General features: G+C 62.1%; 14 protein-coding genes and 1 pseudogene. 9 read left to right on the forward strand and 6 right to left on the reverse strand.

Translation table 11 applies throughout. The annotated features are described in order from the left end of the window. Positions 1-187: 187 nt before the first annotated feature. The gene (locus tag ASD50_RS13390; RefSeq protein ID WP_056242065.1) at positions 188-652 is read left to right on the forward strand and encodes a hypothetical protein; all 465 of its coding nucleotides are present in this window, start codon (positions 188-190) and stop codon (positions 650-652) included. A 323-nt stretch (positions 653-975) separates the two neighbouring features. Here the strand turns inward: ASD50_RS13390 and ASD50_RS13395 are convergent, their stop codons facing one another. Continuing rightward, complete coding sequence (locus tag ASD50_RS13395) at positions 976-1,515, reverse strand: hypothetical protein (protein ID WP_156465087.1); 540 nt, start codon at positions 1,513-1,515, stop codon at positions 976-978. A 127-nt stretch (positions 1,516-1,642) separates the two neighbouring features. On the opposite strand from ASD50_RS13395, the gene ASD50_RS13400 reads away from it, so the two are divergent. From ASD50_RS13400 to ASD50_RS23405, 3 genes are read left to right on the forward strand one after another with little or no spacing between them, the layout of a single operon-like run. After that, positions 1,643-2,236, forward strand: a complete 594-nt coding sequence (locus ASD50_RS13400) for an AAA family ATPase (protein ID WP_056242070.1) — start codon at positions 1,643-1,645, stop codon at positions 2,234-2,236. A gap of 32 nt (positions 2,237-2,268) precedes the next feature. After that, on the forward strand, positions 2,269-2,610 hold the full coding sequence (locus ASD50_RS23400; RefSeq protein WP_056242071.1) for a DUF6634 family protein: 342 nt from the start codon (positions 2,269-2,271) through the stop codon (positions 2,608-2,610). A gap of 8 nt (positions 2,611-2,618) precedes the next feature. Next, positions 2,619-3,218 (forward strand): ATP-dependent Zn protease, encoded by a 600-nt coding sequence (locus ASD50_RS23405; RefSeq protein ID WP_162252022.1) that lies wholly within the window; start codon positions 2,619-2,621, stop codon positions 3,216-3,218. 277 nt (positions 3,219-3,495) lie between these two features. Here the strand turns inward: ASD50_RS23405 and ASD50_RS23140 are convergent, their stop codons facing one another. Beyond that, positions 3,496-3,669 (reverse strand): hypothetical protein, encoded by a 174-nt coding sequence (locus ASD50_RS23140; RefSeq protein WP_156465090.1) that lies wholly within the window; start codon positions 3,667-3,669, stop codon positions 3,496-3,498. On the opposite strand from ASD50_RS23140, the gene ASD50_RS13415 reads away from it, so the two are divergent. From ASD50_RS13415 to ASD50_RS13430, 4 genes are all read left to right on the forward strand, one after another. Further along, the gene (locus ASD50_RS13415; protein WP_056242078.1) at positions 3,668-4,483 is read left to right on the forward strand and encodes a hypothetical protein; all 816 of its coding nucleotides are present in this window, start codon (positions 3,668-3,670) and stop codon (positions 4,481-4,483) included. The genes ASD50_RS23140 and ASD50_RS13415 overlap by 2 nt on opposite strands. Positions 4,484-4,700: 217 nt before the next feature. Then, positions 4,701-5,849: a hypothetical protein gene (locus tag ASD50_RS13420; protein ID WP_056242080.1), complete on the forward strand. Its 1,149-nt coding sequence runs from the start codon at positions 4,701-4,703 to the stop codon at positions 5,847-5,849. A gap of 153 nt (positions 5,850-6,002) precedes the next feature. Then, positions 6,003-7,292 (forward strand): DUF5677 domain-containing protein, encoded by a 1,290-nt coding sequence (locus ASD50_RS13425; RefSeq protein WP_056242092.1) that lies wholly within the window; start codon positions 6,003-6,005, stop codon positions 7,290-7,292. 51 nt (positions 7,293-7,343) lie between these two features. Next, complete coding sequence (locus ASD50_RS13430) at positions 7,344-8,219, forward strand: HNH endonuclease (protein WP_200952414.1); 876 nt, start codon at positions 7,344-7,346, stop codon at positions 8,217-8,219. 541 nt (positions 8,220-8,760) lie between these two features. Here the strand turns inward: ASD50_RS13430 and ASD50_RS23145 are convergent. Then, the gene (locus ASD50_RS23145; protein WP_156465091.1) at positions 8,761-8,928 is read right to left on the reverse strand and encodes a hypothetical protein; all 168 of its coding nucleotides are present in this window, start codon (positions 8,926-8,928) and stop codon (positions 8,761-8,763) included. A gap of 161 nt (positions 8,929-9,089) precedes the next feature. Between ASD50_RS23145 and ASD50_RS13435 the strand changes: the two are divergent. Beyond that, positions 9,090-9,365: pseudogene (locus tag ASD50_RS13435) on the forward strand (transposase); the annotation flags it as partial. Positions 9,366-9,498: 133 nt separating this feature from the next. Here the strand turns inward: ASD50_RS13435 and htpG are convergent. From htpG to ASD50_RS13450, 3 genes are all read right to left on the reverse strand, one after another. After that, positions 9,499-11,391: a molecular chaperone HtpG gene (gene htpG / locus ASD50_RS13440; protein WP_056242083.1), complete on the reverse strand. Its 1,893-nt coding sequence runs from the start codon at positions 11,389-11,391 to the stop codon at positions 9,499-9,501. A gap of 106 nt (positions 11,392-11,497) precedes the next feature. Then, the gene (locus ASD50_RS13445; RefSeq protein WP_056242086.1) at positions 11,498-11,725 is read right to left on the reverse strand and encodes a hypothetical protein; all 228 of its coding nucleotides are present in this window, start codon (positions 11,723-11,725) and stop codon (positions 11,498-11,500) included. A gap of 65 nt (positions 11,726-11,790) precedes the next feature. Then, on the reverse strand, positions 11,791-12,291 hold a 501-nt coding region (locus tag ASD50_RS13450), incomplete at its 5' end, for a TCP-1/cpn60 chaperonin family protein (RefSeq protein ID WP_274533324.1).

The raw sequence follows: 12,291 nt of genomic DNA on the forward strand, positions 1-12,291 counted from the left end.
GTCGCCGAAAGCTCTGTCGTCGCCGAAAGCTCTGTCGTCATCTATCCGTCCTCTCAAAAGAGAGGGGGTCAGTTCTTCCTTTCGTCCGGGGGGCAATTTCTCATTTCGCCTGACAGCCTCATTCCCCGCCCCCATTCGCATTCCCCCTCACGAACCCCGCCTAACGCGGCGGCAAGGAGTTTTGTCCATGAAGCATCGCAGCAAGATCAGGCCCATTGCCGGCATCCCGGCACCGTCGATGCCTGCCCCGGCACTCGACTCTGATGAAAATGCCCGACAGGAGAAACCGCTCGAGCGTCTGGCTTGGCAAAAGCCGCTCGCCAGGGACGGGCAGGGGCCTGTGCGCAGTCTGCTCGGCCTGCTTGGTCACAGCGCCGAATGCGCCGGCCTTGCCATGGAGGGGCGGATCGTCTCCTGCGGCTGCCGAACCAAGCCGATGGACGACCCGGCCGTCGCCGTCGGGCTGGTCATGCACTATGCCCGCATCGCGATGACGCGCCGCCTGGCGATCCCGCCGGCGGTGATCGCGCTTCTGGCGCAACGTGTCGAGGAAGGCGATCCGGCCTGCGGCATGGTCGCGAGGTGGCTCGAAGGCAGCGGCCTGCCCGGTACCGTGCGTGAGAAGGGCGGTGCGGCGGGGAGGGCGCGATGACCGACCAGCGCCTTGCCGGACATCTGTTGCGGCGTCTGCGCCATCAGGCACAGGCCGATGCGATCACCCGCGCGGCCGGCGCCGAACTGCTGACGGAGCGGCGCGTTCCCGTGGCAGGGCAATGGGTGAGCGCCTTCGCGCCGGGGCCGCTTGCGGCAGGCAGATCGCAGGCCGAAATCGTCCGCATGCTCGAAAGGCTCGGGCGTGCCGGATCGATCTCGCGCGATGACGACGCGCCTGAGGGCGAGGATAGCGCCGCCGCCTCCGATGCGCCGGAAGCGTCGGCCGATCACGGCGACAGCAAGCTCGATGCCGCCAGCCTGCTACGTGCCGTTCGCCAGTCGGCGGAACCGCTCAGGGCGGCGGACGTCGCCGCGATGCTGCTTCTTGCCCGCTCGATCACCATGAGCGTAATGCCGCTCGCCGAGATCCTGGAGGCGCTTCGCCTTCCCGCTCCCATCATGACCGTCACCGGACGGGTGGCGGGATTCGAGGAGGTGCTCCTCGACCTGCTCGAACAGGGTCTCATCCTTCCTGGCAAGGTTGCGACATGCAACGGCAATACGTTCTCGCGGGATTACGGATTCCGCTTCTCTCATGTTCCGGATGCGCACCGGCGCGTGGTCGTCTTCACTGCAACGAATGTCGACCCGGAAGACCGCGAGAGGATGGCGAGGAAAGTCGCATTCGTGGCGCGAAGCCACTATCCGATCCTCGGCGTCTCGGAGGACGAGGATCAGCTTCCAGGCCCACTGCGGCAGGCCGCCCGCATCAACCTCATCTGCGGTCAGATGGACATGGGCATCATCCGTGAGACCATGCGCGCGGTGCTGGGGGAGGCGCCGGAAGGCAGCTTGCCACACGACCAAGCCTCGGCGCTGACGCTGGCCGACCTGGCACTGGCGATCCGGCCGGGAACGTCGGCCAAGCGGGCGCTCGCCAAAGGAAGACCTGGCGCTGTGGCGCGCGGGCACGCTTGGTTGGGCGGACATGAGTACAAAACTACTTCTGTCCGGTCCGCCCGGCACAGGCAAGACCACATTCGCCAGGGCGCTGTGCAACACGCTCCAGGTTCCGCTGATCGCAACGTCGGTCGCGACCTGGATGGAGCCGGGTTATCTCGGCGACGTGCTGATCCGCATGAACGCCACCTTTGCCGAGGCCGAGGCGGCGAAGCCCGCCATCCTGTTCGTCGACGAGATCGACGGCATCAACATGCGCGGCAGCTCGGGCGAGTGGACGACCTACTGGGACCAGATCGTCAACCGCCTGCTCGAGCTTCTCGACGGGGCCAGCCGATGCGACGGCGTCGTCGTCGTTGGCGCCACCAACAATCCGGATCGCATCGATGCCGCACTGCTGCGCTCCGGCAGGCTGGAAAGGCACATCGTCATTCCAAGGCCCGACACCGAGGCGCTGATCGGCATCCTGCGCCATCACCTGAAGGGGGACCTCGACGCCGTCATTGCCAGTGCTCCGAAGCGGGAAGCGGGTCGTGCGGACGTCACTACTGCCGATGGCACTGAAGTCCATGCCAGTGGCGTCGCTGCCGCTTGCGTCCAACCCGCAACCGCATCCCGCTAAAACCCATCTGCAGAATAAGGAGGCTACCCATCATGGTGATGTTTTACCCCCGCAAGGCCGAGCAGGGCGCCGGCTTCGACTATCAGCTGGCGCGTCTCATCGCCCTTGCGGACGACATGAAGGAAATCCGCGCGGGCGTGCCGCCCGAGCGCCTTGCCGCCGATCCGCCGATCCTGGAGCGCTGGATGTTGGCCAACAGGCCTGCCCCGTGTCTTGCCGGGTTGTCGTTCGGGCATCCGCTGCTGCCGGGCGCAGCCCGGCCGGTCGCCACCTCCGACCTCTGTCTGATCGCCGACGACCACAGCTGGGCGCGCACGCTGTCGCGCTGGTACCGTCTCGGCCGCCCGGCCGACAGCCCGCTCGGCGATTCATGACAGGGCGCATGATGGCTGAGGAAGAGGAGGAACTCATGGCAGTGGCCGGGCATGGCCGTCAGGCTGGAGCGGCTGGCGATGCCGTCCTGCGCGCCCTGGCGTTGAAAGCACGCGGCATGAGCGGCGCCGACATCGAGCGGCTGGTCCGCGAGGCGCGTCAGAAGGCGCGGCGTGCGCATCGGCAGCTGGCCTTCTCCGACGTCTTCGACCTGTTGGCTGCCGCCCGGCCGCCGCGATCGCAGGCGTTGCGCTGGTGCATGGCCGTCCACGAGGCCGGACATGCGGTCGCCAGGCTGGTCCTCGACCTGGGGCGCATCACCTCCATCGGCATCGACGGTCCGGCCGGCGGCTATACCGAGGGGAAAACAGCAACCACGGAAGCCGAGACGGAAGCCGTCTTTGATGGGCTGCTTGCCGTCAGTCTCGCCGGGCGCGTGGCCGAGGAGGAATTTCTGGGCTCCGTCAGCGCAGGTGCCGGCGGATCGCCGGACAGCGACATCGGAAAGGCGACCACACTGGCGCTCGCCATGGAGACCGAACTGGGATTTGGCGAGACATGGCCGCTGCTCTACCGCCATGCCGACAATCAGACCACGCTGCTCGCCTAGGCCCGGCGCAGTCAGAAGCGATCGAAGAAGCAGAAAAATGGGTAGCTGTGCGTCAAATTTTCTTGTGGTCAGGTCCAACCAATCGTCTTTGCCTTCCGTCACCGACCTTCAATGCGGTCGAGTCCGATGGTAGCTTTTGGGATATCATCAATAAGGTCTGAGTGGCTAAAATGGAGGCGCGTAACCGAAATACATTATGGGTGGCCGGGGCGACCGACAGCGCTGCCGCGTTTCGGCGCGGCGATCGGTGTGCAGCAACAGCTCGCCAGCCCGATCGTTACCTCTGGCCGAGACCCGGCAGGTGACTCGATAGCGCCAGCGTCAGCGCGCCATAAAGCGGCGTCTGCGTCGACATCGGGACGACGCGAGGCGCATGATCGTCCTCATTCTGGATCGTGCGGCGTGCCCCATGATCGCCCTTGCCCGACAAGGTTGTTATGTCCGCTGTCATGACCGACCAATTCACGCGCGACCGCTCAGCCAAGTTGGTCGTGCTCTACAGGCATTATCGCGCGGCGCTCGACGCGTTACCGCTCGAGGGCAGGTTCATGCCCTATCGCTGGTGGACATTTTCCGAGCCGCTCCATGTCGCGTTCATGGCGTACAGCCAGATGCTTGGCGAATATGCGACCGAGCTCGCCAATATCATCAACGACCTTACCCATAACGTGCAACGGCTTCGCGCCTGGGCGAGCGTGGTCGAAGGGTTAAGCGACGAGGATAAACTCGAGGCGAGCCACGAGTTTATCGACATGCTGGGGACCGTTGCGCTCGGACAGCCCTACGCGATCAAATCGCGTTTCACGTTCGCGGTCGGCCATCTCAGCCATCAGGCCAACCAGGCGAGGAATGTAAAAGGCTGGAAAGACCATTTTCCGGACAAGAACCTCTATCTCAATGATATCGAGCCGGCCGGCGCGCCCTGGAAGAAGTATCGGGCGTTCAAACTCAAGCTGGAGCCGCTGGCGGGCACGGCATTCAAGGATGCGACCGACGATTTTCGCAACGTCTATAATCACGGCTTCTCGTCGCGCTTCCTGATCGGTAAGACCGCGACGGTCACGCGGAAGGTCCGTAATGGGCGGGTAAGCTACGGCTTCGGCGGCAACGAGCCACTCGGCATCATCGAGGTCGCTGACCTCCTCACGATCGAGCGCGACCATTGCTACCGCGCGTTCGAGAAATTCCAAGCGCTGATCGAGGAGCAGATCCACACCATCGCGGCATGCGATACTGATCTCAAACGAGCGCAGCATGACACCTGACAATCCGTACCGCCGCTGGGCCGCCGACGATATGGCGTTGTGCAAGCCACTGATCACGGGCGACGCGAATTCCCGGAAAGAGCTGGTTCAAGTCGATGACGTAGGCTCCAATCGCCGCAGCACCAGAGGCGCTCTGTGTTATTAAGCGCCCGTTCAGCACTGAGCGAACACAGACGGAGCCGGGCGAAAAACAAAGGGAGGCTGGAGGCCGCCTGCGATGCGGATTCACCGCCCCAGATATATTTCTCTCGATACTTCGCATATCGCGCAGTGGATACGGGACGCGACGTCGGCGCGGGCTGAAGATCGGCAGGCCGCCGCTACGTTCGATCGATGGCTCGAAGAGAGTGGCAGCATCCCTGTCATCTCGCTTCACCACATTGAAGAACTATGCAGCCACAATGATACTGGCCTAGTGCGCACGCGCCTGCGGTTTCTGGGTACCCGGAAACTTGTGGCCTGGATCGGCGACGGCACAGCAGATTCTGGCCCTGCGGGCATTGTCACGATATTGCGGGAAGAAGTGCGGGCCGGCTACGAGGCTCCCGCCGCAAGCCTCACCGAGGTTAGGCAGAAGGCGGCCCGGCACCTCTTCAGAGTTGGCAGCGGCGAAGACATGCTGGGGCCGGACCCGGATATCTGGTTAGCATTGGGTGAGGTCTTCGCAGCACGCACCGCTGACGCTAGAAAAATGGTGGCATTAACCCGCACGGACGTCATCGATATCAGGGACACGCCCATCCGTCACCTGATCAACGGCCGCCGGCGCGAAGGTGAAAGTCTGCGACGCAGCCTAAACCTTATCCGTGGCACTTACGCGACCGACATCGAGAAACACGGCGACCGCCGCATCGAAGATCCATACGCTGTAGCGGGCGAATTCATGCAGCAGGTCGAAGCGATGGCCGCAGCGCTGCCCCGCTCCCCCAAAGAGCTGGTGCTGGGTGCGTTGGCACAGCAGGGCGTCGAGCCGGATGATATTCAGCTGGATTCCACCGTGGGAGAAATTCTGGACTTGGGTGAGTTTTTGCAGCGCGTTCGGCTGGTGGCGCAAGATATGCAGCTCCCTTGGCGCGAGGTTAAGCGCCGCGTCCGGATGGGACGTATACCTTCCGAACTTATTACCGGAGGATTGCGGCGCCACGCACAGAAATTGCCCGAGCGCAAAGGCAGCGACCTGAACGACACTTATCTCGCCTGCCTCGCCGCCTATGCCGATGCGACCTTTGTCGATAAGCGCACTCGGGAAACCTTCCGACGTGCCAGAAGCAAAGACGCCGCGTTTGATGCTGTCTGCAAGCGCGTTGAGGTTGCCTCTTCTTACCGGGATATTCCGAAAATCCTTTCGAGCGAAGCGCCGTCATGACAACACGGGCCAAAATCTAAGCCAAGTTCGACGTTGCCGCTGAGCCGCGCCATCTGGCACATGATCGGCGTTGGGAAAGGCATCATCGCTTCGTTGTCGTTTCCTTTCGTTCGGCTACCGTATTCCTTCTGCCGTAATCTGAGGATTCCGTCGATGGGGTCGTTGCAAGCCCTGCTTGAAGAGCAACTATCCACTATGCCGCGGGTCATCGCGACCGAGTTGGTGCGCGACAAGCTCAAGGCAGCGGGACATGGCGAGGATGAAAAGCTGATAGGCTCCATTGTCGATCAGCTGCTCGGCGCCGGCTCAGGCGAAGACGCGGATGGCGACGACGCAGATGTCATCGAAATCGAGTCCGATGAGGACATCGTGCTCCAATTCACCGACGCCGATACCGCGCGCGTGCAGGGCTATGCCGACAAGATCAGCGAGACGCTTCCTGATCTGATTCACACGGTCGCCGAGGCGGCGGCAGGAAAGATACTGCGTCGATATGAGCGCGACTGGGCGGTTTGGCGCGATGCGACCGACATTCAGATGGATCAGTTTCGCTGCAACCTGCAAGCGCGATGGGGAAAGGGCTTCGATGCCCTGCGGATGCTGATTGAGCTATCGCGAGACATCGGCACAGATTTTCACCGTCGCGCCAGCCGCTCGCGGTCGCGCCGTCGCGCGCATCTGAACAAGGCGCTCTCTCGCCTCCATGTCCGCGCGATCCAGATCGCATCCGAGATCATGGTACTGATGGAGAACGGCTATGCCGACGGCGCGATGGCGCGGTGGCGCACGCTTCACGAAGTTGCCTGCGTTGCGATGGTCCTTTATGATGGCGGCGAAGCGCTCGCCGAGCGCTACCTCGCGCATGAGATCGTTGAGGCGAAGAAGGGCCTCGGGCAATATCAGCAATGCCATACGCGCCTTGGCTATGCTCCCTTTGCGAAACGTGCCGCCGCGCGCATCGAAAAGGACTATGCCGATGCGATCCGCCGCTACGGCAAAGAGTTTGGCGGCGACTATGGCTGGGTCGCTGCGCATTTGGGGAACCCAAAGCCCAATTTCAGCAATATCGAGGATGCCGCGGGCCTAGCGATGATGCGCTCGCACTATAAGATGGCAAGCCACAATGTTCATGCGAGCACCAAGGCCATCGTCTATCAGCTCGGATCACTCGACCGCCGCTACGCGGTCATCGCAGGCGCCAGCAATGTGGGCTTTGTCGAGCCAGGTCAAAACCTGGCTTTGAGCCTCTTGCACATCACCATGCTTCTGCTTCCGACGTCGTGGACGCTCGACAAGATCGCGCAACTGATGGCGCTGAACAAACTCCACGATCGTATTCCGCGCGCTCTCGCGCAAGCCGAACGCGCGATTGCACGAGACGAGAAGAAGATTCGTGAGGCTGCGGTCGCTCGCCATGTAAAGCGCTCACGCGCAAAGCGCTGATCGAGATCGACGCGCCACGGTAAGGCTGACCTCCTCGGCCCGGAGCGGATCATGAGAAGTTTCTTGTCCACACCGCCTGAAGCGACGCTCAAATCCCCGGATTATGCGATCATCGCCATGGTTCAGGGCAGTTTGGGCGAGCCGGGCGTCACACTCGGGACGAAGGGGCAGTGTCGTTTCTGCGGCCAAACCGAGCCCCGCGCTTTCCGCAACGTTGCCCATACGCTCCCAGAGGCGTTCGGCAATAAGTGGGTGACCTCACTCGACGAGTGCGACGCCTGCAACGCCAGGTTCGGTATGTTCGATGACGCGCTCGTCAAAAGCATGGGCGCGATCCTTACAGTCGGCAGCACGCAGGGCAAAGGCAACAAAGTACGTCAGACCGGCCGCAGTGACGGCCCGACCTCGATCCGCCACCGGATTGTCGACGGCAAACGGTCGATATCGATGCGCGCGAACGGAACGCCGTTCGCGGAGCATTTCGGGGTGAACCGGAAAACAGGCGAGTTGGCCTTTCGCATCCTCGGCGGGACCGAGCGGTTCATCCCAGCCAGAGCCTACAAAGCGCTCGTCAAAATGGCGGTGGCGCTGCTGCCGACGGATGCGCTGCCGAACTTCACGAAGATCATCGCCTGGCTTCATTCCACCGACGACGACCTCCTGCCGCACATGATTGTCGGCATTTCCTTTTCGATCATCGGCAATTCACCACCGCTGCTCGCGGCCGCGCTGCTCGGACGGACGTTGGGGAACCACGACACGCCCTATATGCTGTTCGTCACGACGATGGGTTCGGTGTGCCTGCGGATCGTGCTTAAGGCCGACAGCCAAGACGGTGAATGGCCGTCCCGGCTTCGCACCCCCCAATATTCGTTGGACGAACATGCTGGCGCCAGCGGGCGAAGAGCCGCTTGCGCTTGTCTATGATGATCCTGTCCATCTGAACTGGGGACGTGCTGGCCTCGATCCACCAGTGATTGAGGCGATCGTTACCGCCGTCCATCCGCAAACTGGCCAGGGGCATATGTCTGCGGTGCTACGTAAGAGCGCGCTCGCGCCATCACCGTCATGATCCTGTCCGGTCAGGCGGCGCGCTTTGTCGGAAAGACAAAAAGGCTTTCGCCCATGAGCGTCGCCGCCGTGTGTCGCGTAGTCGCTGTGGGCGTCGAGTAGGAAAGGCGGCAGAGGGCAGCCAACGGCGGCTTGGCTGGAGGGAAGGGGGCTGAAATCCAACCATCTCTGGTTCAAGATCAAACCTCGGATCACATGCGCTTTCATGCCTCGTCCAAAGGGATTTGGATGCTTTTCGAGAGGACGGAGATCTGCTCGGGGGTAGGGCAGATCAAAACAGTGGAGCTTGAATTGAGTCCCGTCGCGAAGCGAACGATGCGGCCGATGTGGTATGGATCGTGACGATGTGCATAACTATCGATCCAAGCGGCAGCCTTCGCGACGCTCGCATATAAGCCTAAAGCGGCAAACCCGCCTTGATATAGCCGTCGAGGAAATGCTGCCTGTCTTCATCGCGCGTAAAAGGCTGAATAGCTGCCCAACGAGACGCCAGGAAGCCGGGATTGATCTCGAGGAACCGGCAGGCTTCCTCGTGGGCTTCGGTAAGCTGGCCGAGCTGCGCCAAGCTCCCAACCTCTTCCTTGCGGAGAACCCTTACCGCCTGGGTATAATGGCCGGCAGCATAGTACGCGAACCCTGTCCCGGATCAGCGCCCTTGAGACAGATGGGGTGTAACTGAGAGGAGAGGATTTCTGGTTCATCGTAGCTCGATCAAAGGAAGCGAAGATGAAACAGAAAGCCGGGCCGCAGAAACCTGCAGCCGAACATGTCATCAAGGACATCCGCCGCGCGACGCGCAAGCATCACTCGGCCGAGGACAAAATCCGCATTGTCCTGGAAGGCCTGCGTGGAGAGGAGAGTATCGCCGCTCTTTGCCGCCGCGAGGGTATCGCCGAAAGCCTGTATTACAGCTGGTCGAAGGAGTTCCTCGAAGCGGGCAAGAAGCGCCTGGCCGGGGACACGGCGCGTGCCGCAACCTCCGACGAAGTGAAGGTTCTGCGCGCGACACAACCGATTTTTTGCGTGTGATGGCTAAAGGTACACGCCGCCTGCAATCTGCTGCAACAGAAAAGAGATACGCAAAGGCAGCGAGGACGACAGGCCAACGCCAGTAACCACCTCGTTTAAATGATGCTCAGCGTTGAAGCAGGATTCTCTCGATCAGCCGCGACATGCGCTGCGAGAACGCCTTGGCATCGACGGGCTTGTCGCCATCGAGGACGCGCGCCTCGTCGTAGAGCACGTGAACCACATCCTGCCGGAAGGCGAGATCGTCCTTGCCTGGCTTTGCGAGGGTAAGGATGCGCTCGTGATGCGCGTTGATCTCAAGAATCGGCTTGGCGGCGTTGTCGAGGCGGCCTGCCGCACTCAGAAGCCGTTCGATCTGCCGGTCGGGACCGCCGTCGGGGGCAACCAGACAGACGGCGCTTTCCGTCAGGCGGTCAGAGGCCCTGACATCGGAAACTTCTTCGCCCAGCGTGGATTTTACGAAGGCGATGAAAGTCGCGACTTCAGCCGACGTTTCGGCGGTGGGCTTTGCCGCGTCGTCGGCAAGCGCGATTTCGGATAAATCGGCGCCGCCTTGGGTGACGGACTTGAACGGCTTGCCGTCGAATTCCGGACCCATCGTCACCCAGAAGCTGTCCACGGGATCGGTCAGCAGCAGCACCTCGACGCCACGCGCCTTGAACCCTTCCAGTTGCGGTGAGGATTCCAGACGCGCCTTGTCGTCGCCCGTCATGAAATAAATCGCTTTCTGACCGTCCTTCATGGCGGCGACGTAATCGGCGAGGCCGCGCCAGTTCTCGCCCGAGGCGGTCGAGCGGAAACTGGCGAGTTTCAGCAACTGCTCGCGGCGCTCCCAGTCCTCATAGAGACCTTCCTTGAGGACGGCGCCAAAATTTTCCCAGACCTTCGTATAGGCTTCGGCATCGTTCTCGGCCAGTTTCGCCAGATCGCCGAGGATACGATTGGTGACGCCCTTGCGGATTGCCGCCAGCAGCGGGCTTTCCTGGATCATCTCGCGCGAGAGGTTGAGCGGCAGGTCGGCGGAATCCACCAGGCCGCGCACGAAGCGCAGATAACGCGGCAGCAGGTCGGCTTCATCGGTAATGAAGACCCGCCGCACATAGAGTTTCATGCGGCCCTTGCGGTCCTGATCGAACAGGTCGAACGGCCGCGATCCGGGGATGAAGGCGAGCGTGTTGTATTCGTGACGGCCCTCGGCGCGAAAATGAATTGTCGCGGCAGGCTCGTCATACTGGCCGGACACGCCGCGATAGAATTCGGTATAGTCTTCCGGCTTGATGTCGCCCTTCGCCTTCACCCACAGCGCTGTGCCGTCGGCAACCTCGCGACGCTCGGCATCGGGCTTCTCGATCAGTGCAACCGGCACCGGCACGTGACCGGACTGCTCCTTGATCAGGCGTTCGAGCTGATAGGACTGCGTGTAGCTGGCCGCATCTTCCATCAGATGCAGCACGACGCGCGTGCCGCGCGCGGGCGCATCGTCGATCGACGTAGGCGCGATCTCGTAGGAACCCTTGCCGTCCGACGACCAGCGCCAAGTCTCGTCGCTTCCGGCCTTGCGGGTGATAACATCGACGTTGTCGGCGACCATGAAGGCCGAATAGAAACCGACGCCGAACTGGCCGATCAGTTCCGCGCCTTCGCCTGACTTGGCGGCTTCCACGCGCTCCATGAAGGCGCGGGTGCCGGATCGGGCGATGGTGCCGAGCGCCTCGACCAGGTCGTCGCGGCTCATGCCGATGCCGTTGTCCTCGACGGTCAGCCGCTTCTGATCCGGGGCGGCGGAAATGGTGATCGCGGGCTTCGGATCGTCGCCAAGCAGTTCGGGCTTGGCGATCGCTTCATATCGGAGCTTCTCGCAGGCATCAGCCGCATTGGAGATCAGTTCGCGCAGGAAGACATCGCGGTCCGAGTAGACCGAATGCACCATCATGTGCAATAGCCGGGAAACATCGGCCTCGAACGATCTGGTCTCGGTCTCTTTCGTATCGGTCGTCATTCAAAATTCCTGCATGGGTTGTTTGTCACCGCATCGTCACCGGTGCCATCGCAAGTCCATTACTGACTGTGATCCGGATAGCATCATCGGAGGGATGAAGGCAGTTCTATTCTGGGGTCGCCGATTTCCCGGACGCGGCGGATATATGCTGCGCGGCCAGATACATCAGCGTCGAGGCCGCCATGCGGCGATTCCAGCCGGCCGCCTCGGCCATGTCCAGCAGATCCACGACAAGTGGCCTGAAACTGTCGCGGCATTCGGATTCGTAGGCGAGAAAGTCGTTGGGCGCGTGTGTCGGCGCGGGAACAGCGGTAATCCCAGTCTTTTTCGGCATGGTGATCTCCGGTTTCTCTCGAAATGGCCCACTCCCCTTGCGGAAAGCGGGCCGTCTTCAATTGGCTAGAAATCCATGCCGGCGCCGGTGGGCATGGCGGGGGCGGCTTCCTTCTTCGGCTTTTCGGCCACCATCGCCTCGGTGGTCACCAGCAGGCCCGCGACCGAGGCCGCATCCTGAAGCGCGGTGCGCACGACCTTGGCCGGGTCGATGACGCCCTGCTTGTAAAGGTCGCCATATTCGCCCGTCTGCGCATTCCAGCCCCAGCCGAATTCTGACTTCTCGCGCAGCTTGCCGACGATGATTGAGCCTTCCGCGCCGGCATTCTCGGCAATTTGCCGGACAGGCGCTTCGATTGCACGGCGCACGATCTCGACACCATGTTTCTGGTCGGGATTGTCGGTCGTAACGGAATCGAGCCCCTTGACCACCCTCAGCAGCGCAACGCCACCGCCGGGAAGGATGCCTTCCTCCACGGCCGCACGGGTGGCGTGGAGCGCATCGTCGACGCGATCCTTCTTTTCCTTAACCTCCACCTCGGTCGAGCCTCCCACGCGGATGACTGC

This window comes from Mesorhizobium sp. Root552, assembly GCF_001427285.1.
In the GTDB taxonomy this organism is placed as follows: Bacteria; Pseudomonadota; Alphaproteobacteria; order Rhizobiales; family Rhizobiaceae; genus Mesorhizobium.

Coding starts and splice junctions, on each gene's coding strand:
- ASD50_RS13390 (WP_056242065.1), top strand. CDS start 188: ATGAAGCATCGCAGCAAGATCAGGCCCATTGCCGGCATCCCGGCACCG.
- ASD50_RS13400 (WP_056242070.1), top strand. CDS start 1,643: ATGAGTACAAAACTACTTCTGTCCGGTCCGCCCGGCACAGGCAAGACC.
- ASD50_RS23400 (WP_056242071.1), top strand. CDS start 2,269: ATGGTGATGTTTTACCCCCGCAAGGCCGAGCAGGGCGCCGGCTTCGAC.
- ASD50_RS23405 (WP_162252022.1), top strand. CDS start 2,619: ATGATGGCTGAGGAAGAGGAGGAACTCATGGCAGTGGCCGGGCATGGC.
- ASD50_RS13415 (WP_056242078.1), top strand. CDS start 3,668: ATGACCGACCAATTCACGCGCGACCGCTCAGCCAAGTTGGTCGTGCTC.
- ASD50_RS23140 (WP_156465090.1), bottom strand. CDS start 3,669: ATGACAGCGGACATAACAACCTTGTCGGGCAAGGGCGATCATGGGGCA.
- ASD50_RS13420 (WP_056242080.1), top strand. CDS start 4,701: ATGCGGATTCACCGCCCCAGATATATTTCTCTCGATACTTCGCATATC.
- ASD50_RS13425 (WP_056242092.1), top strand. CDS start 6,003: ATGGGGTCGTTGCAAGCCCTGCTTGAAGAGCAACTATCCACTATGCCG.
- ASD50_RS13430 (WP_200952414.1), top strand. CDS start 7,344: ATGAGAAGTTTCTTGTCCACACCGCCTGAAGCGACGCTCAAATCCCCG.
- htpG (WP_056242083.1), bottom strand. CDS start 11,391: ATGACGACCGATACGAAAGAGACCGAGACCAGATCGTTCGAGGCCGAT.
- ASD50_RS13445 (WP_056242086.1), bottom strand. CDS start 11,725: ATGCCGAAAAAGACTGGGATTACCGCTGTTCCCGCGCCGACACACGCG.